Source organism: Citrobacter sp. Cu096 (genome assembly GCF_030332285.1).
Taxonomy (GTDB): domain Bacteria; phylum Pseudomonadota; class Gammaproteobacteria; order Enterobacterales; family Enterobacteriaceae; genus Citrobacter; species Citrobacter meridianamericanus.
Genome location: NZ_JAOWID010000024.1, coordinates 102631 through 126475 on the forward strand (window position 1 = coordinate 102631; position 23845 = coordinate 126475).

General features: G+C 52.5%; 23 protein-coding genes. 14 read left to right on the forward strand and 9 right to left on the reverse strand.

Going from position 1 to position 23845, the window contains the following annotated elements; all coding sequences use genetic code 11:
- Window positions 1-9 precede the first annotated feature (9 nt).
- From fdoH to fdhE, 3 genes are read left to right on the forward strand one after another with little or no spacing between them, the layout of a single operon-like run.
- A complete protein-coding gene (fdoH, locus tag OGX99_RS11030) occupies window positions 10-912 on the forward strand; it encodes a formate dehydrogenase O subunit beta (RefSeq protein WP_106107909.1) in 903 nt (300 codons plus the stop codon).
- Entirely contained in the window at window positions 909-1544 is a 636-nt protein-coding gene (fdoI, locus tag OGX99_RS11035) for a formate dehydrogenase cytochrome b556 subunit (protein WP_003028686.1), read from the forward strand. Before fdoH ends, fdoI begins: the two co-directional genes overlap by 4 nt.
- Window positions 1541-2470 (forward strand): formate dehydrogenase accessory protein FdhE, encoded by a 930-nt coding sequence (fdhE, locus tag OGX99_RS11040; protein ID WP_003028685.1) that lies wholly within the window; start codon window positions 1541-1543, stop codon window positions 2468-2470. Before fdoI ends, fdhE begins: the two co-directional genes overlap by 4 nt.
- 36 nt (window positions 2471-2506) lie before the next feature.
- Here fdhE and OGX99_RS11045 read toward each other — a convergent pair whose 3' ends face one another.
- Both OGX99_RS11045 and OGX99_RS11050 read right to left on the reverse strand, forming a co-directional pair.
- Window positions 2507-2881 (reverse strand): type II toxin-antitoxin system VapC family toxin, encoded by a 375-nt coding sequence (locus tag OGX99_RS11045; protein ID WP_151218414.1) that lies wholly within the window; start codon window positions 2879-2881, stop codon window positions 2507-2509.
- The gene (locus tag OGX99_RS11050) at window positions 2881-3123 is read right to left on the reverse strand and encodes a ribbon-helix-helix domain-containing protein (RefSeq protein WP_187254043.1); all 243 of its coding nucleotides are present in this window, start codon (window positions 3121-3123) and stop codon (window positions 2881-2883) included. Before OGX99_RS11050 ends, OGX99_RS11045 begins: the two co-directional genes overlap by 1 nt.
- Window positions 3124-3319: 196 nt before the next feature.
- Between OGX99_RS11050 and OGX99_RS11055 the strand changes: the two genes are divergently transcribed.
- The gene (locus OGX99_RS11055) at window positions 3320-4228 is read left to right on the forward strand and encodes an alpha/beta hydrolase (RefSeq protein ID WP_187254013.1); all 909 of its coding nucleotides are present in this window, start codon (window positions 3320-3322) and stop codon (window positions 4226-4228) included.
- Window positions 4229-4378: 150 nt separating this feature from the next.
- Here the strand turns inward: OGX99_RS11055 and fabY are convergent, their stop codons facing one another.
- The 6 genes from fabY to OGX99_RS11085 all read right to left on the reverse strand — a co-directional run bounded on the left by fabY (window position 4379) and on the right by OGX99_RS11085 (window position 9103).
- Window positions 4379-5320, reverse strand: coding sequence for a fatty acid biosynthesis protein FabY (gene fabY, locus OGX99_RS11060; protein ID WP_003825286.1), 942 nt, complete (start codon window positions 5318-5320; stop codon window positions 4379-4381).
- Between the two features lie 44 nt (window positions 5321-5364).
- Window positions 5365-5802: a D-aminoacyl-tRNA deacylase gene (gene dtd / locus OGX99_RS11065; RefSeq protein ID WP_151218412.1), complete on the reverse strand. Its 438-nt coding sequence runs from the start codon at window positions 5800-5802 to the stop codon at window positions 5365-5367.
- Window positions 5799-6671: a virulence factor BrkB family protein gene (locus OGX99_RS11070; protein WP_003028669.1), complete on the reverse strand. Its 873-nt coding sequence runs from the start codon at window positions 6669-6671 to the stop codon at window positions 5799-5801. Before OGX99_RS11070 ends, dtd begins: the two co-directional genes overlap by 4 nt.
- Window positions 6665-7264: a glucose-1-phosphatase gene (gene yihX / locus OGX99_RS11075; protein WP_003028663.1), complete on the reverse strand. Its 600-nt coding sequence runs from the start codon at window positions 7262-7264 to the stop codon at window positions 6665-6667. Before yihX ends, OGX99_RS11070 begins: the two co-directional genes overlap by 7 nt.
- A 105-nt stretch (window positions 7265-7369) precedes the next feature.
- Complete coding sequence (locus OGX99_RS11080) at window positions 7370-8173, reverse strand: DeoR/GlpR family DNA-binding transcription regulator (RefSeq protein WP_003847907.1); 804 nt, start codon at window positions 8171-8173, stop codon at window positions 7370-7372.
- Window positions 8174-8206: 33 nt separating this feature from the next.
- On the reverse strand, window positions 8207-9103 hold the full coding sequence (locus tag OGX99_RS11085; RefSeq protein WP_151218411.1) for a sugar kinase: 897 nt from the start codon (window positions 9101-9103) through the stop codon (window positions 8207-8209).
- A 166-nt stretch (window positions 9104-9269) separates the two neighbouring features.
- On the opposite strand from OGX99_RS11085, the gene yihU reads away from it, so the two are divergent.
- From yihU to ompL, 8 genes are all read left to right on the forward strand, one after another.
- On the forward strand, window positions 9270-10166 hold the full coding sequence (gene yihU / locus OGX99_RS11090; RefSeq protein WP_151218410.1) for a sulfolactaldehyde 3-reductase: 897 nt from the start codon (window positions 9270-9272) through the stop codon (window positions 10164-10166).
- 10 nt (window positions 10167-10176) lie between these two features.
- Window positions 10177-11052, forward strand: a complete 876-nt coding sequence (gene yihT / locus OGX99_RS11095; protein ID WP_003028656.1) for a sulfofructosephosphate aldolase — start codon at window positions 10177-10179, stop codon at window positions 11050-11052.
- A 14-nt stretch (window positions 11053-11066) separates the two neighbouring features.
- The gene (yihS, locus tag OGX99_RS11100) at window positions 11067-12308 is read left to right on the forward strand and encodes a sulfoquinovose isomerase (RefSeq protein WP_005121832.1); all 1242 of its coding nucleotides are present in this window, start codon (window positions 11067-11069) and stop codon (window positions 12306-12308) included.
- An 18-nt stretch (window positions 12309-12326) separates the two neighbouring features.
- Entirely contained in the window at window positions 12327-13169 is an 843-nt protein-coding gene (locus OGX99_RS11105; protein WP_187260238.1) for an aldose-1-epimerase, read from the forward strand.
- A gap of 48 nt (window positions 13170-13217) precedes the next feature.
- Complete coding sequence (locus OGX99_RS11110) at window positions 13218-15254, forward strand: alpha-glucosidase (RefSeq protein ID WP_151218409.1); 2037 nt, start codon at window positions 13218-13220, stop codon at window positions 15252-15254.
- Window positions 15255-15299: 45 nt separating this feature from the next.
- On the forward strand, window positions 15300-16682 hold the full coding sequence (locus OGX99_RS11115) for an MFS transporter (RefSeq protein ID WP_003028647.1): 1383 nt from the start codon (window positions 15300-15302) through the stop codon (window positions 16680-16682).
- 46 nt (window positions 16683-16728) lie between these two features.
- Window positions 16729-18150 carry an MFS transporter gene (locus tag OGX99_RS11120; protein WP_151218408.1) on the forward strand — a complete coding sequence of 474 codons (1422 nt, stop codon included), beginning with the start codon at window positions 16729-16731 and terminating at the stop codon, window positions 18148-18150.
- A 66-nt stretch (window positions 18151-18216) separates the two neighbouring features.
- Entirely contained in the window at window positions 18217-18909 is a 693-nt protein-coding gene (gene ompL / locus OGX99_RS11125; protein ID WP_151218407.1) for a porin OmpL, read from the forward strand.
- 70 nt (window positions 18910-18979) lie between these two features.
- Here ompL and typA read toward each other — a convergent pair whose 3' ends face one another.
- The gene (gene typA, locus OGX99_RS11130; RefSeq protein WP_003028641.1) at window positions 18980-20803 is read right to left on the reverse strand and encodes a ribosome-dependent GTPase TypA; all 1824 of its coding nucleotides are present in this window, start codon (window positions 20801-20803) and stop codon (window positions 18980-18982) included.
- A 380-nt stretch (window positions 20804-21183) separates the two neighbouring features.
- Between typA and glnA the strand changes: the two genes are divergently transcribed.
- Window positions 21184-22593, forward strand: coding sequence for a glutamate--ammonia ligase (gene glnA, locus OGX99_RS11135; RefSeq protein ID WP_003028638.1), 1410 nt, complete (start codon window positions 21184-21186; stop codon window positions 22591-22593).
- A gap of 194 nt (window positions 22594-22787) precedes the next feature.
- Window positions 22788-23837, forward strand: coding sequence for a nitrogen regulation protein NR(II) (gene glnL / locus OGX99_RS11140; protein WP_005121842.1), 1050 nt, complete (start codon window positions 22788-22790; stop codon window positions 23835-23837).
- Window positions 23838-23845 lie beyond the last annotated feature (8 nt).

The following is a 23845-nucleotide window of genomic DNA, read 5'->3' on the forward strand; positions in this document are numbered from 1 at the left end:
AGACGACCTATGGCTTATCAATCGCAAGACATCATTCGTCGTTCCGCCACTAACGGTTTCACCCCCGCGCCTCAGGCGCGGGATCACCAGGAAGAGGTGGCGAAGCTTATCGACGTCACCACCTGTATCGGCTGTAAAGCGTGTCAGGTGGCCTGTTCGGAATGGAACGACATCCGTGATGAAGTGGGCAGCAACGTTGGGGTGTACGACAACCCGGCTGATTTGACCGCTAAATCCTGGACGGTAATGCGCTTCTCAGAAGTGGAACAAAACGACAAACTGGAGTGGCTTATCCGCAAGGATGGCTGTATGCACTGTGCCGATCCGGGCTGCCTGAAGGCGTGTCCGGCTGAAGGCGCAATCATTCAGTATGCCAACGGTATCGTCGACTTCCAGTCCGAGCAGTGTATCGGCTGTGGCTACTGTATCGCAGGCTGTCCGTTCGACGTGCCGCGCCTCAATCCGGAAGACAACCGCGTGTATAAATGTACGCTGTGCGTTGACCGTGTCGTGGTCGGGCAAGAACCGGCCTGCGTGAAAACCTGCCCAACCGGCGCGATTCATTTCGGTACCAAAGAATCGATGAAAACGCTGGCGGGCGAGCGAGTGGCGGAGCTGAAAACCCGTGGCTACGAAAATGCAGGTCTGTATGATCCGGCAGGCGTTGGCGGTACACACGTGATGTACGTATTGCACCATGCCGACAAGCCGAATCTGTATCACGGCCTGCCGGAGAACCCGGAAATCAGCGCCACCGTGAAATTCTGGAAAGGCATCTGGAAACCACTCGCAGCCGTTGGCTTTGCAGCGACATTTGCGGCCAGTATCTTCCACTACGTCGGCGTAGGTCCAAACCGTGCGGAAGAGGAAGAAGACAATCTGCATGAAGAAAAAGACGAGGTGCGCAAATGAAACGACGTGACACCATCGTGCGCTACACGGCGCCGGAACGCATCAACCACTGGATCACCGCCTTCTGTTTCATTCTGGCGGCAGTGAGCGGGATGGGCTTTCTCTTCCCGTCTTTTAACTGGCTGATGCACATCATGGGCACGCCGCAACTGGCGCGAATTGTGCACCCATTTGTCGGCGTGATTATGTTTGCCTCGTTCATCATCATGTTTTTCCGTTACTGGCACCACAATCTAATCAATCGGGATGATATCTTTTGGGCGAAGAATATTCGTAAGATTGTCGTCAACGAGGAAGTAGGTGACACGGGACGTTATAACTTCGGCCAGAAATGCGTATTCTGGGCGGCGATTATCTTCCTGGTCCTGTTGCTGGTGAGCGGAGTGGTCATCTGGCGTCCATATTTTGCGCCTGCTTTCTCAATCCCGGTGATCCGATTCGCGTTAATGCTGCATTCATTTGCCGCAGTAGCGCTAATTGTGGTTATCATGGTGCACATTTACGCCGCCCTTTGGGTGAAAGGCACCATTACCGCGATGGTGGAAGGATGGGTTACCAGTTCATGGGCGAAGAAACATCACCCGCGCTGGTACCGTGAAGTCCGCCAGAAACAGGAAAAGTCATCTGAATGAGTATTCGCATAATCCCGCAAGATGAGCTGGAGAAGAGCGAGAAACGCACGGCGGATATGATTCCGCCGTTATTATTCCCCAGACTCAAAAATTTGTATAACCGCCGCGCTGAACGTCTGCGCGAGCTGGCCGAAAACAACCCGCTGGGCGATTACCTGCGCTTTGCCGCGCTGATCGCCCACGCGCAGGAGGTGGTGCTGTACGACCATCCGCTGCAGATGGATCTGACCGCGCGCATCAAAGAAGCGAACGATCAGGGCAAACCGCCATTGGATATCCACGTCCTGCCCCGCGACAAACACTGGCAAAAGCTGCTGCAGTCGTTGATTGCTGAGCTGAAGCCGGAGATGAGCGGTCCCGCGTTAGCGGTGATCGAGAATCTGGAAAAAGCCTCAGAGCAGGAACTGGAGCTGATGGCCAGCGCGCTGTTTGCCTCTGATTTTGCCTCCGTCAGCAGCGACAAAGCACCGTTCATTTGGGCTGCCCTGTCGCTCTACTGGGCGCAGATGGCGAGCCTGATCCCCGGCAAAGCCCGTGCGGAATACGGTGAACAACGTCAGTACTGCCCGGTGTGTGGTTCAATGCCGGTCTCCAGCATGGTGCAAATCGGTACCACTCAGGGCCTGCGTTATCTGCACTGCAACCTGTGCGAAACCGAGTGGCACGTAGTGCGCGTGAAGTGCAGCAACTGCGAGCAGAGCCGTGATTTAAACTACTGGTCACTGGATAACGAACAGGCGGCAATCAAAGCTGAAAGCTGCGGTGACTGCGGGACTTACCTGAAGATTCTGTATCAGGAAAAAGACCCGAAAGTCGAGGCCGTGGCCGACGATCTCGCTTCACTGATGCTGGACGCGCACATGGAGCAGGAGGGCTTTGCCCGCAGTTCCATCAACCCGTTCCTGTTCCCGGGTGAAGGGGAGTAAGGTCTTCACACTACCGGGCGGCGTAAGTCGCCCGGGTTACAGTGTATACGGTGTAACCACACCAGATATGCCTGCAAAATCCTTAGTATTTCGCGTAACCAGCGTAAGACGATGAATCTGTGCTGTTGCCAAAATAATGGCATCCGGCAATTTCATCCCATATTCCTGCCTGATACCCACGCTTCGTTCAGCAATATCCTGTGAAACACCGATCACGTTAAATGCGCTCAACGCAACGCGTGTGCGGGATTCCTGATGGTATTTCTTTGCCGCAACCATCACTTCCATCCAAGTGATCAGGCTGATCGCATTCTGTGGCGGCCATGTTTCTATCGCTTGCTTTGCTTCACTCATTCCACTAAACAGGTCGATGAGGATGTTAGTGTCAAAAAGCGCGGATCCTTTGACCATTACCATTCCTCACGAAGTTTGCGTTGGTACTCAACGCCATCTTCCTCACAACCTTTCCAAAGTCCGAGAGCGCTGGAAATTGTGGTTGCAGCCTGATCCTGCCTTTCCAGATACTGCTCAACGGCCTCGCGCAAGAGTTCAGCACGAGGTAAGTTGCGCTGCACCTTGAGATCATCAAGACGTTTAATCACTTCATCTGATAAATCGAGTAATATTCTACCCATATCCATCCCAGTCATTATACTCATATATACCTCAAGTATATCATCAGCGATTAATTTCCACACAACATACACCTGAGAAAAGCGGGAAAATAGCCTTCACGTGAACGATTTTTACTTTTGCGAGCCACTTTCCAGAATCATACCCTCCCCCATTTTCATTCATGCCAATCCAGGTTATAAAACTGTATATCCATACAGATAAGAGTATTTAAAAATGGCACTGGAAAGCGGGATTGCGCAGTTAGTTGAGGCATTTATCGCGGCGGGACGTCCTTCTTCCCGTGAGCAGAATATTGATGACCGGAGAGCCAGCTATATTGCCAGTACAACATTGGCCGGAGAAACAGAAACCCGCGTACAGGTTGAAGATATTGAACTCGATACCATGACATTTCGCGTTGTTTCGCCTCTAAACACTGCGGGAACGCTACCCTGCGTCATTTACTATCATGGCGGATGTTTTGTCAGCGGTGGGTTTGCTACGCATGATAACCAGCTAAGGCAGCTCGCCTGGTTCAGCGGGTGTCGGGTCATTGCAGTACAGTACCGCCTTGCGCCAGAGCATACCTTCCCGGCAGCACATGATGACGCTGAAACCGGGGCCAATATCATCTGGAAGTATGCTGAAAAACTAGGTATTGATCGCGAGCGCATCACACTTGCTGGTGACAGTGCGGGTGGACACCTGGCGCTGGTCACTGCACTACGCCTGAAAGCGGCCAGGCAATGGCAACCTGCGCAGCTTATGCTGATCTACCCGATGCTGGACGCAACCGCCAGGTTTGCGAGCTATGAACATAATGGGCAGGATTACATTATCACCCGCGACACGCTACTTTCGGGCTACGAGATGTATATGCCGAAAATCGACCCGTTGCATCCCGAAGTCAGCCCGCTCTGGCGTGAAGACTTCAACGGTTTGCCGCCCACGCATATCATTACCGCTGAATTCGACCCACTGCGAGATGAAGGCGAGGCCCTGTATCAACGTATCCAGGAGCAGGGTGTAGAGTGTACTTGCCAACGCTATCTCGGCGTTATCCACGGGTTTTTCCAGTTGACAGGGGTGAGCCCGGCGGCAAGAAGCGCTATGCGGGATGTGGCCTGGCGGTTTAGCCAATAAGGGTATTCATGAGTTCTGAAATTAAGGAGGGTACTCATTAATACAACCACCGCCAGCATGCGTTTTTTATCAAAATGCGGATTATGGCGTTTTCATAATCCGCATTTTACATCAGCAAATGTACCCAATATTACATTTCAGCTACAGAAACTACTCTTCCTCATTCCCGCCTTCTTCATACGCGCCAAACGGTTTCGCGGGTAGCACAATATAGGTACCTTCAAACACGACACCCGGCGTGTCATCGCCAAACACCCCGACCTGCATCTGCACACGCGCCTTGCGGCCTCTTGCCAGACGGTCGAGGTCACCGCTCAGCGACCCCAGGTCGGCAATAGCAGTTGGTTTTCCGGTGATCGGCCTGCTGTATCGGATATGCGCGTCGGCGAGGATGATCGTTCCACCCAGATGACGCTCGCGCAGCATCAGCCAGATCAGCCCCCAGCCCGTTAACGTCGCCAGTGAAAACAGGCTTCCGGCAAACAGCGTGTGGTGGGGATTCTGATTGCCTGTCTCGGGCATCGTGGTGATAAATTTCTGCCCGGTGTACTGCTGAATGCGCACGCCCATTTTCTCGCTCAATGGTATATGTTCGTACCAGGCTTGCTGTAGCTGTCCACACCAGTCCCCGCGATGGAGAATATCGTCCAGCGTCGCAATGGGCTTAATCATCAAAAAGTGGCGCACAGGCGTGGTTTGCGGTGTGGTGATTTCCCCCTGGCTCACAAAACCGAGCTTGGCGAAAAATTCGACAGCATCTTCACGGGCGCTACAAGTGACGCGCTTTACCCCTTCCTGACGCGCCACAGACTCCAGGGTCATCGCCATCAGCGTGCCCAGCCCTTTCTCTTGCACGGAGGGGTCTACGGCCATAAAACGTATGGAGGCTTCGTTATCCGCATTGATATACAGACGCCCTACCGCAACCAAATTCCCCTCTTCGTCCACCACCATCTGGTGATGCGCCATCGCGTCCCAGGCATCCCGTTCGGAGCCTTTTGGCTGGTGCAATGGTTTACGCAGCATCTCCCAGCGAAACTGGTAGTAGCGCTCCAATTCTTCTTCTGTTTGCGGTACTCGAAGGTGATACATAGTCGTATTCTCTCTTGTTGTCCGCGGCCATACCGGTAGCTGGTTCATACTTGTAACCAGAACGTCACGGGACCATCATTAACCAGTGAAACCTGCATATCCGCAGCGAATCGACCGGTTTGCGTATTCATTTCCTGTTGGCGGCAACGCTCAACAAAGTATTCATACAGCGCTTCTGCCCGCTCGGGCACTGCGCCTTTCGAAAACCCCGGACGCATGCCGCGCTCGGTATCTGCCGCCAGCGTAAACTGTGAAACCACCAGCACGCTGCCGCCTGACTGCTGCACGTTGAGGTTCATTTTGCCTTCGGCATCGCTAAAAATCCGATAGCCGAGTACGCGCTCACACAGACGGTTCGCTTTCTGTTCGTCATCATCCCTTTCGACACCTAACAGGACCAAAAGTCCCGGGCCAATTTCACCCGTCACCTCGCCCTCCACGGTGACGCTGGCACGGGTTACGCGCTGAATTAATGCAATCATGGTTGCTCTGCTTCTTCTTCTTTTGCGGCTTGTTTAAGTTTGCGGTATTCCCCGAGAGTGACAGTTATTTCCGCGCCTAGCAAGACGATACACCACGTCCAGTATACCCAGACAAATAAAATGGGAATCACTGCCAGAACACCGTAAATGAGCTGATACGACGGGAACATCGTGATGTAGAGCGCAAATCCTTTCTTTCCGGCTTCGAACAACACGGCGGCCACAAAGGCGCCAATAACCGCGTCACGGTTGGGCACACGCGTAGTCGGTACAATGCTGTAAAGCAGCCAGAATGAGAGCCAGGAAAGCACCAGCGGGAAAATACGCAGGACGTTATCAATCACCGTGTTGAGATCGCTGGCCCAGCGCAGTGACAACAGATAAGAACTGATCGCCAGACTGGCTCCCGCCAGCAGTGGGCCCAGCGTTAAAATCATCCAGTAAACGGCGAAAGAGTAAACTTTAGGGCGAGTGCGTTTACTGCGCCAGATAGTATTCAGCGCATTATCAATGGCATACATTAACAATAACGCTGTGACAATCAGCCCACATGCCCCGACTGCCGTCATTTTATTCGAGTTGGCGACAAACTGTTCGATATAACGTTGAATGACGTCTCCCGTCGCCGGGATAAAGTTTGCGAAAATAAAATGACGTAACTGGACACTGACGTCGGAAAACATCGGAAATGCGGCGAAAAGCGCAAATACGACGGCAATAAGCGGCACTAATGAGAGCAATGAAACGTAGGCAAGATTCCCTGCCAGCGTCGTCATGTTGTCCTCATCAATCCGCTGCCATAGTAGCTTCAGCCAGTCTCGTACAGGACGCGTATGATGCCTGGCTTGCTGCTGAACATTTTTTAGCATAACAACGTCGCGAAATAGTCAGGAATGGTCTTTTTATCGACGACCTGGATACTGGTGATCCCTAACCGGTTAGCCCCTTCAATATTATCGGCGTTATCGTCAAAAAAGACGGCATCGTGCGCAGAAAAACCTTCAGACTGCAGGACGTGCTGGTAAATTCGCGCTTCCGGTTTACGCATGCCCAGTTCCTGGGAAAGGTAAATATGATCAGCAGCCTGACGGATCTCGGGGTATTCATCCGGCCAAAACGTGGTGTGCAGGCGGTTGGTATTTGACAAGACCACCACCCGATGCCCCTGCTCACGCAGCTTTTGCATGATGTCGATAACCTCAGGGCGCAAGGCGACAAACACGGCCTGCCAACCGTGAGAGAACTGCTCGTAACTTAGCGGCAGCGCCATCTCATGACATAACGCCTCGGCGAAAGCTTCATCCGTTATTTCGCCTCTCTCGTGCTGGTGAAAAGCCTCTCCCATGGTGAAACTTTGCTTTAGCGAAGCCAGTGGTACACGGCTTAGATCGCTCCATGTACCCAACACGCGGTTGAAGTCGATATCGACAATCACATTACCCAAATCAAAGATATAGAGCATGCCCTTCTCCTTATTCGCCGTGGATGAATAACTGTAGCGGGAAAGGAGAAGTTTGACTATGCGAGAGTGAAGGCTGCGAACTTATCGGGCCATCATTGGGAAGAACTACACGGCCAGAGCATCATCTTGCGAAGGACTCACCTGCACAATTTCAACCTGCTGTGACTGGAGTAAATTGTGCAATGCCGGACCAGGGTATTCATCAGTAAATAGCGCTGTCACCTGAGACACGTTGCCAATTTCAACAGCGGCAGAAGCCGTATATTTCGTATGATCCGCTGCCAGCAGAATGTGTCTTGAATGCGACATCATCGTTTTCACTACGCTGGCCTCGTTAACATCAAACTCCAGCAGCGCGCCGTCACTTTCGATCGCACCAACGCTGGTTACCAGGTAATCGGCCCGAAAATCAGCGACAAATGCCGAGGCTGAGGGACCAATGATGCCACTGTTGTGCGGGCGTAATGTTCCCCCCGGCACCATGACCTCAAAACGCGGATTGTTATAAAGAATGTGCGCCACGCGCAAGCTATTGGTGATAATACGCAAATGATTATGGTTTAACAGCGCGCGGGCCACCTGCTCGACGGTGGTGCCAATCGTAATGAACACTGTCGAGCCGTCAGGAATGTAGTCAGCCACCGCCTCCGCGATGGCTTTTTTCTCTTCCGTCCAGGAGACTTCACGCTGCTCAAACGCCGTATTCACCACGCTGGAGGCTCTACCAGCCCCACCATGATGACGCGTAATTAATCCCTGCTCGCTGAGTTTACGAATATCACGACGCACGGTCTGCGTGGACACGTCCAGCAGACTGGCCAGCTCGTCGATATTCATATAACCGCGCTCGCTAATCAGCATCAACAGCTGATCGTGTCGCGGATTACCGGTCAGTTCGGTAAGACTCATGAAATTTCCTCGAAAAACCATTGCCCTGGCATTTTATACAAAAAGTGACAGAAAAGATCGGGTTTGATCACAGTCAGGGATTCCAGCCCTTCCTCCCGGACGCGTGCATTTTAGCGCAGCAACCCCACTGGCGAACCTGACCGCGTCTTCCGGGGCATCACCACCAGCCAGGCTGAACGCGAGCGCACCGTGGAAAACGTCTCCGGCCCCCGTAGTATCCACAACGTCTACTTTAAATCCAGATTGATGCTGCAACGCATTATTTTTTATCCAGTCACAGCCCTCACTGCCGCGCGTTACATAAACATGTCCATTTGTGAGCGTTTTTGATTTTTTCAGTCCAGCTACAGGATCGGTTATCCCGGTTAAACGCGCCAGACCCGGTTCAGAAAACGCAGCATGATCGCTTAACGCCACCAGCTCACTGATATCTTGTGGCGTGACGTCACCATCCAGTACCGTCATCACTCCCGCCTGACGCGCCAGTGTGAACGCCTCCCTGGCGCCTTCGTGCCAGCGAACATCCGCCAGAACCACATCCCACTGGGAAAAATCGATCTCGTTGAGCCAGCCAGCGTCATGCAGTAAGTCCGGGCTGGGGTAGTTAACGATAATACGCTCCCCTTGCGCATCCACCATAATCGCCGATTGCGAAGACTTTGCCCCCGCATAGCGCCGGGTGTAGCGGGTGTTTACCCCCAGGGACTCCAGCTCCGCCAGCAGGCTATTTCCGGTGTCGTCATCGCCCACACGGCCAATAAAGTCCACCTGTGCGCCCAGCTTCGCTGCAGCCACTGCGGCCGTTGCAGCAGGCCCGCCGCCCACTTCCGTATAACGCTTCGCCACATACTTACCTCCTTCAGTCGGTAAACCTTCCACGTAATAGATGCGATCCATCACGGCAATACCTACACAAGCAATACGAATCATGGTCATTCCTTAGGCGTTTCAAGATGGGATCATTTTAATTTCACAAAATGTTTAAAAAGTGACGGCTGTCAATTTTTTGACCATAAATTACAAATACGATCAAAAACAGACAAAAACAAACGACCTTAAATGACAAAAAATGACATCCACGTCTCAGGAGAACGTTATGGCAGTTATAGCATTTATCGGATTAGGTCAGATGGGTTCACCCATGGCGAGCAACTTGCTGAAGCAGGGTCATCAACTCAGCGTCTTTGACGTTAACCCGGATGCCGTTCAGCGCCTGGTGGAAAAAGGAGCCCAACCTGCCAGCAGCCCGGCTCAGGCAGCAAAAGGGGCAGAATTTGTTATCACTATGCTGCCAAACGGCGATCTGGTGCGCAGCGTACTGTTCGGCGAGCAGGGTATCTGTGAAAGCCTTTCCCCACAGACATTAGTGATTGATATGTCGACTATTCACCCACTGCAAACTGACAAACTGATCGCAGATATGCGTGCCAAAGGCTTCGACATGATGGATTGCCCGGTTGGACGTACCTCCGATCACGCTATCGCGGGAACGCTGTTGCTGCTGGCAGGTGGAACGGCACAGCAGGTAGAACGCGCCACACCGGTCCTGATGGCGATGGGCAATGAATTGATCAATGCAGGGGGGCCCGGCATGGGCATTCGCGTCAAGCTCATCAACAACTACATGAGCATCGCGTTAAACGCCTTGTCTGCTGAAGCCGCCGTGTTGTGCGAAGCACTCGGCCTCTCCTTCGATGTGGCCTTGCAAGTCATGAGCGGCACTCCCGCCGGGAAAGGCCACTTCACTACCTCCTGGCCAAACAAAGTGCTGAAAGGCGATCTTTCCCCGGCCTTTATGATCGATTTAGCTCATAAGGATCTTGGCATCGCTCTGGACGTTGCCAACCAATTACACGTACCGATGCCGCTCGGCGCCGCCTCCCGCGAAGTCTATAACCAGGCGCGCGCCGCTGGCCGTGGCCGGGAAGACTGGACGGCCATTCTTGAACAGGTTCGCGCATCCGCCGGGCTAAATAAACACACAGATAAGTAAGGACTGAACAATGACGAAGTACACCCTGAAGGATATTACCCGAGCTTCCGGCGGTTTTGCCATGCTGGCAGTCGATCAGCGCGAAGCCATGCGCTTAATGTTTGCCGCAGCGGGTGCAAAATCCCCGGTCAATGACAGCGTGCTGACCGATTTCAAAGTCAATGCGGCAAAGATCCTGTCCCCCTATGCCTCCGCCATTCTGGTCGATCAGCAGTTCTGCTACCGCCAGGTTGTAGAGCAAAACGCGGTCGCCAAAAGCTGCGCCATGATTGTGGCCGCTGATGAGTTCATTCCGGGTAACGGAATTCCGGTCGATAGCGTGGTGATTGATAAAAAAATCAACCCTCAGGCTGTGAAGCAAGATGGTGCTAAGGCCCTCAAATTGCTGGTGTTGTGGCGTAGCGATGAAGATGCCCAACAGCGTCTTGATATGGTGAAAGAATTTAATGAGCTATGCCATTCCAATGGACTGCTGAGCATCATCGAGCCGGTTGTTCGCCCACCGCGTCGTGGCGATAAGTTCTGCCGTGAACAGGCCATCATCGATGCCGCGAAAGAGCTGGGCGATAGCGGTGCCGATCTCTACAAGGTCGAAATGCCGCTGTACGGCAAAGGAACCCAACAGGAATTGCTTAGCGCCTCTCAGCGCCTGAATGAAAATATCAACATGCCGTGGGTCATTCTCTCCTCTGGTGTGGATGAAAAACTGTTCCCACGCGCGGTCAGCGTAGCAATGACCGCAGGCGCATCCGGCTTCCTGGCCGGGCGGGCGGTCTGGTCATCGGTTGTTGGCCTGCCGGATACCGAACTGATGCTGCGTGATGTTTCTGCACCGAAGTTGCAGCGTCTGGGCGATATCGTCGACGAAATGATGGCCCGCCGCTAATAGAGGATCAAAGCATGAAATGGTTTAACACCCTAAGCCACAACCGCTGGCTGGAACAGGAAACCGATCGCATCTTTAACTTTGGTAAAAATGCTGCTGTCCCTACTGGATTTGGCTGGCTGGGAAATAGTGGTCAGGTCAGAACGGATATGGGAACGCATCTGTGGATCACCGCCCGCATGCTGCACGTCTATTCCGTTGCCGCCTCCATGGGTCGCCCAGGTGCATATCAACTCGTCGACCACGGCATTAAGGCGCTGAACGGCGCGCTACGTGACACACGCTACGGCGGTTGGTACGCCTGCGTCAATGACGAAGGCGTGATGGACGCCTCCAAGCAGGGTTATCAGCATTTCTTCGTCTTACTTGGCGCAGCAAGCGCGGTTACTACCGGTCATCCGCAGGCCAGAAAATTGCTGGATGACGCCATCGAGGTGATTGAGAAATACTTCTGGAGCGAAGACGAGCAAATGTGCCTGGAGTCCTGGGACGAGGCCTTCAGCCAGACGGAAGATTATCGCGGCGGCAACGCTAACATGCACGCAGTCGAGGCTTTCCTGATCGTGTATGACGTGACTCATGACCGTAAATGGCTCGATCGCGCACTGCGCATCGCTTCGGTGATTATTCACGACGTGGCCCGTAGCGGGGAGTACCGCGTCAACGAACACTTCGATTCACAGTGGAATCCAATCCGCGATTACAACAAAGATAATCCAGCTCACCGTTTCCGCGCCTACGGTGGCACGCCGGGTCACTGGATCGAGTGGGGCCGCCTGATGCTGCATCTGCATGCCGCGCTGGAAGCTCGCTTCGAAACACCACCCGCCTGGCTGCTGGAAGATGCAAAAGGACTTTTCCACGCCACTATCCGCGATGCCTGGGCACCGGACGGCGCAGACGGTTTTGTCTATTCGGTGGATTGGGACGGCACACCGATCGTTCGCGAAAGAGTGCGTTGGCCAATAGTCGAAGCGATGGGTACCGCCTACGCCCTGTACACCCTCACAGGCGACAGCCAGTACGAAGCCTGGTACCAGAAATGGTGGGATTACTGCATCACCTACCTGATGGATTACGAGACCGGTTCATGGTGGCAGGAGCTGGACACCGATAACAAGGTGACCACCAAAGTCTGGGACGGCAAGCAGGATATTTATCACCTGCTGCACTGCCTGGTGATCCCACGTCTGCCGCTGGCTCCGGGCCTTGCTCCGGCTGTTGCCGCCGGTCTGCTGGATATCAACGCTAAATAAGTAACAAGGTGGGCTGCCATGCATAGCGGTGGAAAAACCATTCATCTTCAGGCCGGACACTACCAGGCAAAAATCGTCACGGTTGGCGCTGGGCTAGCGGAATTGACGCACCGTGGGCGTCATATCGTTATTCCCCACAAACCGGAAGAAATGCCGCTGGCACACTTGGGGAAGGTGTTAATCCCCTGGCCAAACCGCGTTGTAGACGGCAGCTATCACTATAACGGCAAGGATTACCAACTTGCCGTTAACGATCCTGTTATGCATACCGCCATTCATGGATTACTGGCCTGGCGGGACTGGCAGATTAACCAGCAGTCGGCATCGGAAGTGTCGTTGACGATTTTTCTGCCGCCTTCTTATGGTTATCCCTTTGCGCTGGTTTCAGAGGTGATTTACCGACTGGAGGCAGACTGTGGATTGCACGTTTTTATCCACACACAGAATGTGGGTGACGAAATCGCGCCGTACGGCGCGGGAGCACATCCCTATTTGACCTGTAATCTGCAACCCATTGATGACTGTGAATTAACACTCCCGGTGAGTGAAGAAACGTGTGATGAACGATATTTCACCACGCCGCAACGCATTGCGCAGACCGCTATCGATCATACGTTCCGGACTCTGCCACCTGACGCTGAGTGGGAAGTCAGGATGACCTGCCCATCGCAAAACATGTCCACTTTTTTACGTAGCCACCAGCCCTGGTTGCAAGTGTATACCGGCGAAAAATTGGCAAGGCGCGGCCTGGCGGTTGAACCGATGACCTGCCCGCCCGACGCCTTTAACTCCGGAATAAGCCTGATTCATCTCGCGCCCGGAGAACAACATCAGATGCATTTTTTAATCGGCAGTGAATAACAGATTTCCGACAAATTACCGAATTACCCTATTTTTACGGAGACGACAATGAATTCGCTACAACAACGGTCAACCGCCTTAGAACTCACATCATTACCTGATGGATTTGCTTTAACGTACCACCAGCGCCTGATTTTACGCCACAGCACAGAAACGCCCTGCCTGTGGGTCGGCGCTGGCGTTGCCGATATTGACATGTTTCGCGGCAACTTCAGCATTAAAGACAAGCTCAATGAGAAGATTGCCCTGACTGGCGCCACGGTAAGCGAGTCGCCAGACGGCTGGCGGGTACATTTCAGCCGCGGTGACACCATCAACGCCACGCTACACATCTCTACCGATGAACAGGGCCGCCTGAAGCTGGATCTGCACAACGGCGATCTCAACCATAACCGCATCTGGCTGCGTCTGGTCGCCAACCCTGACGATCATATTTACGGCTGCGGCGAACAGTTCTCTTACTTCGATTTGCGCGGAAAACCATTCCCGCTGTGGACCAGCGAACAGGGCGTGGGCCGTAACAAAAACAGCTATGTCACCTGGCAAGCTGACTGCAAAGAAAATGCTGGCGGAGACTACTACTGGACCTTCTTCCCGCAGCCAACCTTCGTCAGCACGCAGAAGTACTACTGCCACGTTGATAACAGCTGCTATATGAATTTCGACTTCAGCGCGCCGGAGTATCACGAACTGGCGCTGTGGGAGGACAAAACCACCCTGCGTTTTGAGTGCGCTGATACCTACATCTCCCTGCTGGAAAAACTGACCGCGCTGCTGGGTCGTCAGCCGGAACTGCCCGACTGGATTTACGATGGCGTCACACTCGGTATTCAGGGCGGTACTGAGGTTTGCCAAAACAAACTGGACACCATGCGTAACGCAGGCGTGAAAGTAAACGGCATCTGGGCGCAGGACTGGTCCGGGATCCGCATGACCTCCTTTGGCAAGCGCGTGATGTGGAACTGGAAGTGGAACAGCGACAATTATCCGCAGTTGGATAGCCGTATTAAGCAGTGGAAAGAAGAAGGCGTACAGTTTCTCTCCTACATCAACCCGTATGTTGCCAGCGATAAAGATCTCTGTGCTGAAGCGGCCAAACACGGTTACCTGGCGAAAGATGCATCCGGCGGCGATTACCTCGTAGAGTTTGGCGAGTTTTACGGCGGCGTGGTCGATCTGACCAACCCCGAAGCCTACGACTGGTTCAAAGAGGTCATCAAGAAAAACATGATCGAACTGGGCTGCGGCGGCTGGATGGCAGATTTTGGCGAATACCTGCCAACCGATACGTATCTGCACAACGGCGTCAGCGCTGAGATCATGCACAACGCCTGGCCCGCACTGTGGGCGAAATGTAACTACGAAGCGCTACAGGAGACCGGCAAACTCGGCGAGATCCTGTTCTTTATGCGTGCGGGTTACACCGGCAGCCAGAAATACTCCACCATGATGTGGGCGGGCGATCAGAACGTGGACTGGAGCCTTGACGACGGTCTGGCTTCCGTCGTGCCTGCGGCGCTGTCGCTGGCGATGACCGGTCACGGTCTGCACCACAGCGATATCGGCGGCTACACCACCCTGTTTGACATGAAGCGCAGCAAAGAACTGCTGCTGCGCTGGTGTGATTTCAGCGCCTTCACGCCGATGATGCGTACCCACGAAGGTAACCGCCCTGGCGATAACTGGCAGTTTGATGGTGATGCTGAAACTATCGCCCACTTTGCCCGAATGACCACTGTCTTTACCACCCTGAAACCGTATCTGAAACAGGCCGTCGCGCAAAACAGCGCTACCGGTCTGCCGGTGATGCGCCCGCTGTTCCTGCATTACGAAGACGATGCGCGGACCTATACCCTTAAATATCAGTACCTGCTGGGACAAGATCTGCTGGTTGCACCGGTTCACGAACAAGGCAGGACTGACTGGACTCTGTATCTACCTGAGGATAGCTGGGTAAATGTCTGGACCGGGGAAACTTACCAGGGCGGTGAAATTACCGTGGATGCGCCTATTGGCAAGCCTCCGGTGTTTTATCGCGCGAAGAGTGAATGGGCGTCACTGTTTGCCACTTTACGCAACATCTAATACGGCTCGCCCGTGGGGAGACTCACGGGCACATGGAGAATAATAATGAGTCAGACTTCTTCTAATCCGGCAACCCTACGCTTGCCGTTCAAAGAAAAACTCGCCTATGGGATGGGTGATTTAGGTTCCAATATCCTGCTGGACATAGGTACGCTCTATTTACTCAAGTTTTATACCGATGTTCTTGGTTTACCTGGAACTTATGGCGGTATCATTTTCCTTATCGCCAAGTTTTTTACCGCGTTTACCGATATGGGGACTGGGATTATGCTCGACTCGCGCCGCAAAATCGGCCCGAAAGGCAAATTCCGCCCGTTCGTTCTGTATGCCGCATTTCCAGTGACGCTGCTGGCGATTGCGAACTTTGTCGGTACACCATTTGAAGTCACCGGTAAAACGGTGATGGCAACGGTACTGTTTATGCTGTACGGACTGTTCTTCAGTATGATGAACTGCTCTTACGGTGCGATGGTCCCCGCGATTACCAAAAACCCTGACGAACGCGCCTCGCTGGCAGCCTGGCGACAGGGCGGAGCTACTCTTGGCCTGCTGCTGTGCACCGTCGGTTTTGTGCCAGTAATGAACCTGATCGAAGGCAACTCACAGTTGGGCTATATCTTCGCCGCCACCTTGTTCTCTCTGTTCGGCTTGCTGTTTATGTGGTTGTGCTATGCCGGGGTAAAAGAACGCTATGTGGAAGTGAAACCCGTTGATGCCGCGCAAAAACCGGGATTGCTGCAATCCTTCCGCGCCATCGCAGGTAACCGCCCGCTGTTTATTCTGTGCGTTGCCAACCTTTGCACACTTGGCGCGTTTAACGTCAAGCTGGCGATTCAGGTCTATTACACCCAGTACGTACTGAACGACCCGATCCTCCTTTCGTGGATGGGCTTTTTCAGCATGGGCTGTATCTTCATCGGTGTCTTCTTGATGCCGGGAATGGTCAGACGTTTCGGCAAGAAAAAGGTCTACATCGGCGGTTTGCTGATCTGGGTTGCGGGCGATCTGCTTAACTACTTCTTTGGCGGCGGCTCAGTCAGCTTTGTCGCCTTCTCCTGTCTGGCATTCTTCGGCTCAGCATTCGTCAACAGCCTGAACTGGGCGCTGGTCTCCGACACGGTGGAATATGGCGAATGGCGTACCGGCGTACGTTCGGAAGGTACGGTATACACCGGCTTCACCTTCTTTCGTAAAGTGTCACAAGCGCTGGCAGGATTCTTCCCCGGCTGGATGCTGACGCAAATCGGCTACGTCCCCAACGTGGTGCAATCTGCCAGTACGGTCGAAGGGTTGCGTCAGCTGATCTTTATTTATCCCTGTGCGTTGGCGGTGATCACCATTGTAGCTATGGGCTGTTTCTACAACCTTAACGAGAAGATGTATGTCCGCATCGTTGAAGAGATAGAAGCGCGTAAACAAACCGTTTGATAATAATAATGAATAGCGCTCTACGGAGCGCTATTGAGGAGCGATTATGTCTTTTCATGATCCGCTAACGCTAAAACTGAGCCTGCGTGAAAAATTCGCCTACGGTGTGGGTGACTTCGGCTCAAATTTGATGCTGTGTATCGGCACGCTGTATCTGCTTAAATTTTATACCGATGAACTAGGGATGCCGGCCTGGTACGGTGGGATTATCTTTTTGGTGGCGAAGTTCTTCACCGCCTTCACCGATATTCTGACCGGCGTGTTGCTGGACTCAAGGCGTAATATTGGCGCAAAGGGGAAATTCAGACCCTTTATTTTGTATGCGTCATTTCCTGTCGCCGTCGTCGCCAGCGCGCAATTTTTAGCGACAGGCTTTACGCTAACGGTGAAAACAGGGCTGGCAACGGTGTTGTTCATGCTGTTCGGCCTGTTCTATAGCCTGATGAACTGTTCCTACGGCGCGATGGTGCCTGCAATTACTAAAAATCCACATGAACGCGCTCAGCTCGCCGCCTGGCGTCAGGGCGGCGCTACCGTAGGCCTGTTACTGTGTACCGTTGGCTTTATGCCGATTCAGGCGCTATTTATCAGTTCGCCTTCGCTGGGTTATCTGATTGCCGCATTGATCTTCTCCGTCTGCGGGTTGTTCAGCATGTGGTGGTGCTTTAGCGGTGTGAAGGAACGTTATATCGAAATCGTGCCGGATCACCATAAACCCAGTATTCTCAAATCGTTCTGCGCCATTTTCCGTAACCCTCCACTACTGGTGCTATGTGTTGCCAACTTGTGCACGCTAGCGGCATTCAATATTAAGCTGGCGATTCAGGTGTATTACACCCAGTACGTGCTCAACGATATACATCTGCTGTCGTGGATGGGTTTCTTCAGCATGGGATGCATTCTGGTTGGGGTACTGCTGGTTCCCACTGCTGTAAAACGCTTCGGTAAAAAACAGGTTTACCTCGGCGGTCTGGCGCTATGGGCAATCGGCGATGTGCTGAACTTTTTCTGGGGTAGCACGTCATTTTTATTTGTGATGTTTTCTTGCATGGCCTTCTTCGGAACCGCTTTTGTTAACAGCCTGAACTGGGCGCTGGTTCCGGATACGGTCGATTATGGTGAATGGAAGACGGGGATCCGTGCGGAAGGCTCGGTATATACGGGTTATACCTTTTCTCGCAAGATTTCCGCGGCGCTCGCAGGCTTCCTGCCTGGGATTATGCTGACACAAATCGGTTATATCCCCAACATAACCCAGAGCGATGCTACCCTGCTCGGTTTGCGTCAACTTATTTTTCTCTGGCCCTGCGGACTTGCGATTATTGCAGCACTTACAATGGGCTTCTTTTATAAGCTCAATGAAACACGTTTTGCTTTTATTATTGAGGAAATCAGCCAACGGAAGAAAAATAATACCCAACCAGACTCTGTTACCAATAAGAAAAATACCTCTGCTGTAAACGTATAAAAATAACAGCCGCTTATTCCATCTCAAGGGATGGCGGCCTTCCTACGCTTAAAAAATGGATTTATCATGAAAAAATTAACGACAATAATTCTCTTATCCTCTGTGGTATCAACCTCTGCTTTTGCTGGCGCCTATGTAGAAAACCGCGAAGCATATAACCTGGCGTCCGATCAAATAGAGGTCATGATGCGCGTCGGCTATAACTCCGATATGGGCGCGGGTATCATGCTCACCAACACCTACACCATGCAACGCAAGGATGAGTTAAAACACGGCTATAACGAAATAGAGGGCTGGTATCCGTTATTTAAACCGACAGATAAATTGACAATCCAACCTGGCGGATTAATAAACGATAAGAGTATTGGTTCTGGCGGTGCTGTTTATCTGGATGTTAACTATAAATTTACACCATGGTTTAATCTTACCGTGCGTAATCGATATAACCATAATAACTACAGTTCAACCGACCTGAACGGTGACCTGGATAATAATGATACCTATGAAATAGGTAACTACTGGAACTTTACCATTACCGATAAATTCTCCTATACCTTTGAACCTCACTACTTTATGCGAGTCAATGACTTCAATAGCAGCAACGGAAAAGATCATCATTGGGAAATTACCAATACCTTTAAGTATCGGATCAATGAACACTGGTTGCCCTACCTGGAATTACGCTGGTTAGATCGCAATGTTGAACCCTATCATCGCGAACAAAACCAGATTCGTGTTGGGGCAAAGTATTTCTTCTGATACTGCTGATGATAAAAAAAGCCGCTGATAATCAGCGGCTTTTTTGTGCTTACCTGAGAAAGAGCGTTAATTACTCTTCTTTCGCGCCACGCATTGCACGGCGACGATCGTTTTCAGTCAGGTGACGCTTACGGATACGGATAGAGGTTGGGGTAACTTCTACCAGTTCGTCGTCATCGATGAATTCCAGAGCCTGCTCCAGAGTCATCTTAACCGGCGGAACCAGAACCGTTGCTTCGTCAGTACCGGACGCGCGCATGTTGGTCAGTTTCTTACCGGTCAGGCAGTTTACAGTCAGGTCGTTAGAGCGGCTGTGAATACCGATGATCTGGCCTTCGTAAACTTCAGCACCGTGACCCAGGAACAGCTTACCGCGGTCCTGCAGGCTGAACAGTGCGAACGCAACTGCTTTACCCTGGCCATTGGAGATCAGTACGCCGTTCTGACGCTGACCCACATCACCCGCACGAACATCGTCGTAGTGGCTGAAGGTGGAGTACAGCAGACCGGTACCGGAAGTCATGGTCATGAATTCTGAACGGAAACCGATCAGACCACGGCTTGGGATCACGTAGTCAAGACGTACGCGGCCTTTGCCATCTGGATTCATGTTTTTCAGGTCGCCTTTACGCTCACCCAGAGCCTGCATCACAGAACCCTGATGCTGCTCTTCGACGTCCAGCGTTACGTTTTCGAACGGCTCTTGTTTACGGCCATCGATTTCGCGGAAGATTACTTTCGGACGGGAAACCGCCATTTCGAAACCTTCACGACGCATGTTTTCAATCAGAACAGACAGGTGCAGCTCACCACGACCGGATACACGGAACGCATCCGCATCTTCGGTTTCTTCAACGCGCAGCGCAACGTTGTGCACCAGCTCTTTGTTCAGGCGGTCAAGGATCTGACGAGAGGTAACATATTTACCTTCTTTACCACAGAACGGAGAGGTGTTTACGCAGAAGAACATGGTTACGGTCGGTTCATCAACGGACAGAGCCGGCAGCGCTTCGACGTTCTGCGGATCGCAGATGGTGTCGGAGATGTTCAGTTCGCCCAGACCGGTGATCGCGATGATATCACCGGCTTCGGCAATATCACTCTCGATACGTTCCAGACCCAGATGAGTCAGGACTTTACCGACTTTACCGTTACGGGTTTTGCCTTCGCTATCAATGATAGTGATCTGCTGGTTCGGTTTAACTTTACCGCGTTTAATGCGGCCAATGCCGATTACGCCAACGTAGTTGTTGTAGTCCAGCTGAGAGATTTGCATCTGCAGCGGGCCATCAAGATCTACGTTCGGAGCCGGTACACGATCAACGATGGTCTGATACAGCGGAGTCATGTCTTCAGCCATATCTTCGTGATCCAGACCTGCGATACCGTTCAGCGCGGAAGCGTAAACGATCGGGAAGTCCAGCTGCTCGTCGGTAGCGTCGAGGTTAACGAACAGGTCGAATACCTGGTCAACAACCCAGTCAGGACGCGCGCCAGGACGGTCAACTTTGTTGATAACAACAATTGGCTTCAGGCCATGGGCAAAGGCTTTTTTGGTCACGAAGCGCGTCTGCGGCATCGGACCATCCATTGCATCCACCACCAGCAGCACGGAGTCGACCATGGACATTACACGTTCAACTTCACCACCGAAGTCGGCGTGCCCCGGGGTATCAACGATGTTGATACGGTAGTCATTCCATTTGATAGCGGTGTTTTTAGCGAGGATGGTAATCCCACGCTCTTTCTCCAAATCGTTGGAGTCCATCACGCGCTCTTGGGTTTCAGCACGTGCATCGAACGTACCGGATTGTTGGAGCAGCTTGTCTACCAGGGTCGTTTTACCATGGTCTACGTGCGCGATGATGGCGATGTTACGCAAATTTTCGATCACAACTTTGCCTCAGGCATTTTAGAAATAGCGCGTTATTGTACACGGATTAATCGCAGTACAAAACAGGATCACAAACATCCTCCGCAAACAAGTATTGCAGAGTTTCTTTGTGATCACATTCACGGAGCGTTAAAAGGGGTAATCTGACATGCTTTGCACCAATATGGTGCTTAATGTTCACATTAAAGCACTATAATGGTGCAATACAACCTTCATGGTGCAGCCCCTTTACACGATAGTGCGCATGATAACGCCTTTTAGGGGCAATTTAAAAGTTGGCACAGATTTCGCTTTATATTTTTTACGGCGACACGGCCAATTTTTTGCAGAATTGAAGACTTCGTTACCACGACGACCATGACCAATCCGGGAGAGTAAGTATGTCCGCTGAACACGTTTTGACGATGCTGAACGAACACGAAGTGAAGTTTGTTGATTTGCGCTTCACTGATACTAAAGGTAAAGAACAGCACGTCACTATTCCTGCTCATCAGGTAAATGCCGAATTCTTTGAAGAAGGCAAAATGTTTGACGGCTCCTCAATCGGTGGCTGGAAAGGCATTAACGAATCAGACATGGTTCTGATGCCAGATGCATCTACTGCACTCATCGACCCGTTCTATGAAGAGTCTACTCTGATCATCCGTTGCGATATCCTGGAACCCGGTACGCTGCAGGGCTATGACCGCGACCCGCGCTCCATCGCAAAACGCGCTGAAGAGTATCTGCGTTCTACCGGCATCGCAGACACCGTTCTGTTCGGGCCAGAGCCAGAGTTCTTCCTGTTTGACGACATCCGCTTCGGCGCATCTATCTCCGGTTCTCACGTGGCTATCGATGACATCGAAGGCGCATGGAACTCTTCCACCAAATACGAAGGTGGTAACAAAGGTCACCGCCCTGGCGTGAAAGGCGGTTACTTCCCGGTTCCTCCGGTAGATTCTTCTCAGGACATCCGTTCTACCATGTGTCTGATCATGGAAGAGATGGGCCTGGTTGTTGAAGCACATCACCACGAAGTGGCGACTGCTGGCCAGAACGAAATCGCGACCCGCTTTAACACCATGACCAAAAAAGCGGACGAAATTCAGATCTACAAATACGTTGTGCACAACGTTGCGCACCGTTTCGGTAAAACCGCGACCTTTATGCCAAAACCGATGTTCGGTGATAACGGTTCCGGTATGCACTGCCACATGTCCCTGTCAAAGAACGGCGTAAACCTGTTCTCTGGCGACAAATATGCGGGTCTGTCTGAGCAGGCGCTGTTCTACATCGGCGGCGTAATCAAACACGCTAAAGCGATCAACGCCCTGGCTAACCCGACCACGAACTCCTATAAGCGTCTGGTCCCTGGCTACGAAGCGCCGGTAATGCTGGCTTACTCTGCCCGTAACCGTTCTGCTTCTATCCGTATTCCGGTTGTTGCTTCTCCGAAAGCGCGTCGTATTGAAGTGCGTTTCCCGGACCCGGCTGCTAACCCGTACCTGTGCTTCGCAGCACTGCTGATGGCCGGTCTTGACGGTATCAAGAACAAGATCCACCCGGGCGAAGCCATGGACAAAAACCTGTATGACCTGCCGCCGGAAGAAGCGAAAGAGATCCCACAGGTTGCTGGTTCTCTGGAAGAAGCACTGAAAGAACTGGATCTGGACCGTGAGTTCCTGACTGCAGGCGGCGTGTTCACCAATGAAGCGATCGATGCATACATTACGCTGCGTCGCGAAGAAGATGACCGTGTGCGTATGACTCCGCACCCGGTAGAGTTTGAGCTGTACTACAGCGTTTAATCGTTTGAGTTGTACTTTCCAGATAAGGTCGCGTCACGCGCTGGCGCGATAACCTGGAATTGAGTTGCCGTGGAACTTTTAGCCCATCACACGATGGGCTTTTTTCTCCACTAACAACCTGCTTTCTCGCGCTTTTTATGCGTAAAAAGCTATAATGCACTAAATTGGTGCAACACTTTTCAGGAGACTGCTGAATGGCAACCGGCACGCTGCCCGATGCTGGGCAGATCCTCAATTCTTTAATCAACAGCATTTTACTCGTCGACGATGAGCTGGCGGTACATTACGCCAACCCTGCGGCACAACAGCTGCTCGCCCAAAGCTCCCGCAAACTGTTTGGTACCCCGCTTCCCGATCTGTTGAGTTATTTCTCCTTAAACATCGGACTGATGCGAGAGAGCCTGGAAGCGGGCCAGGGCTTTACGGATAACGAAGTGACGCTGGTGATAGACAGCCACTCCCATATCCTCTCAGTGACTGCTCAGAGGCTGCCTGATGGCCTTATCCTGCTGGAGATGGCGCCAATGGATAACCAGCGTCGTCTGAGCCAGGAGCAGCTCCAGCACGCCCAGCAGATTGCCGCCCGCGATCTGGTGCGCGGTTTGGCGCACGAAATCAAGAACCCGTTGGGTGGATTACGCGGCGCGGCGCAGCTGCTCAGCAAAGCGCTTCCGGACCCGGCGCTGACCGAATATACCAAAGTCATTATTGAGCAGGCCGACCGCCTGCGTAATCTGGTCGACCGTCTGCTGGGACCACAACAGCCGGGTATGCACGTCACGGAAAGTATTCACAAGGTGGCGGAGCGCGTAGTGGCGCTGGTCTCAATGGAGCTCCCGGAAAACGTCACGCTGATTCGTGATTACGACCCGAGTCTGCCCGAATTACTGCACGACCCGGATCAGATCGAGCAGGTTCTGTTAAACATCGTGCGCAATGCTTTGCAGGCGCTGGGACCGGAAGGCGGTGAGATCATTCTGCGTACCCGCACCGCGTTTCAGCTCACGCTGCACGGCGTACGTTATCGCCTGGCAGCACGGATTGATGTTGAGGATAACGGTCCGGGTATTCCCTCGCATTTGCAGGACACGCTGTTCTACCCAATGGTCAGCGGTCGCGAAGGCGGTACCGGCCTTGGATTATCCATTGCCCGTAATTTGATTGATCAACATTCCGGCAAAATTGAATTTACCAGCTGGCCGGGTCATACCGAATTCTCGGTTTACCTGCCTATCAGGAAATAAAGGTGACG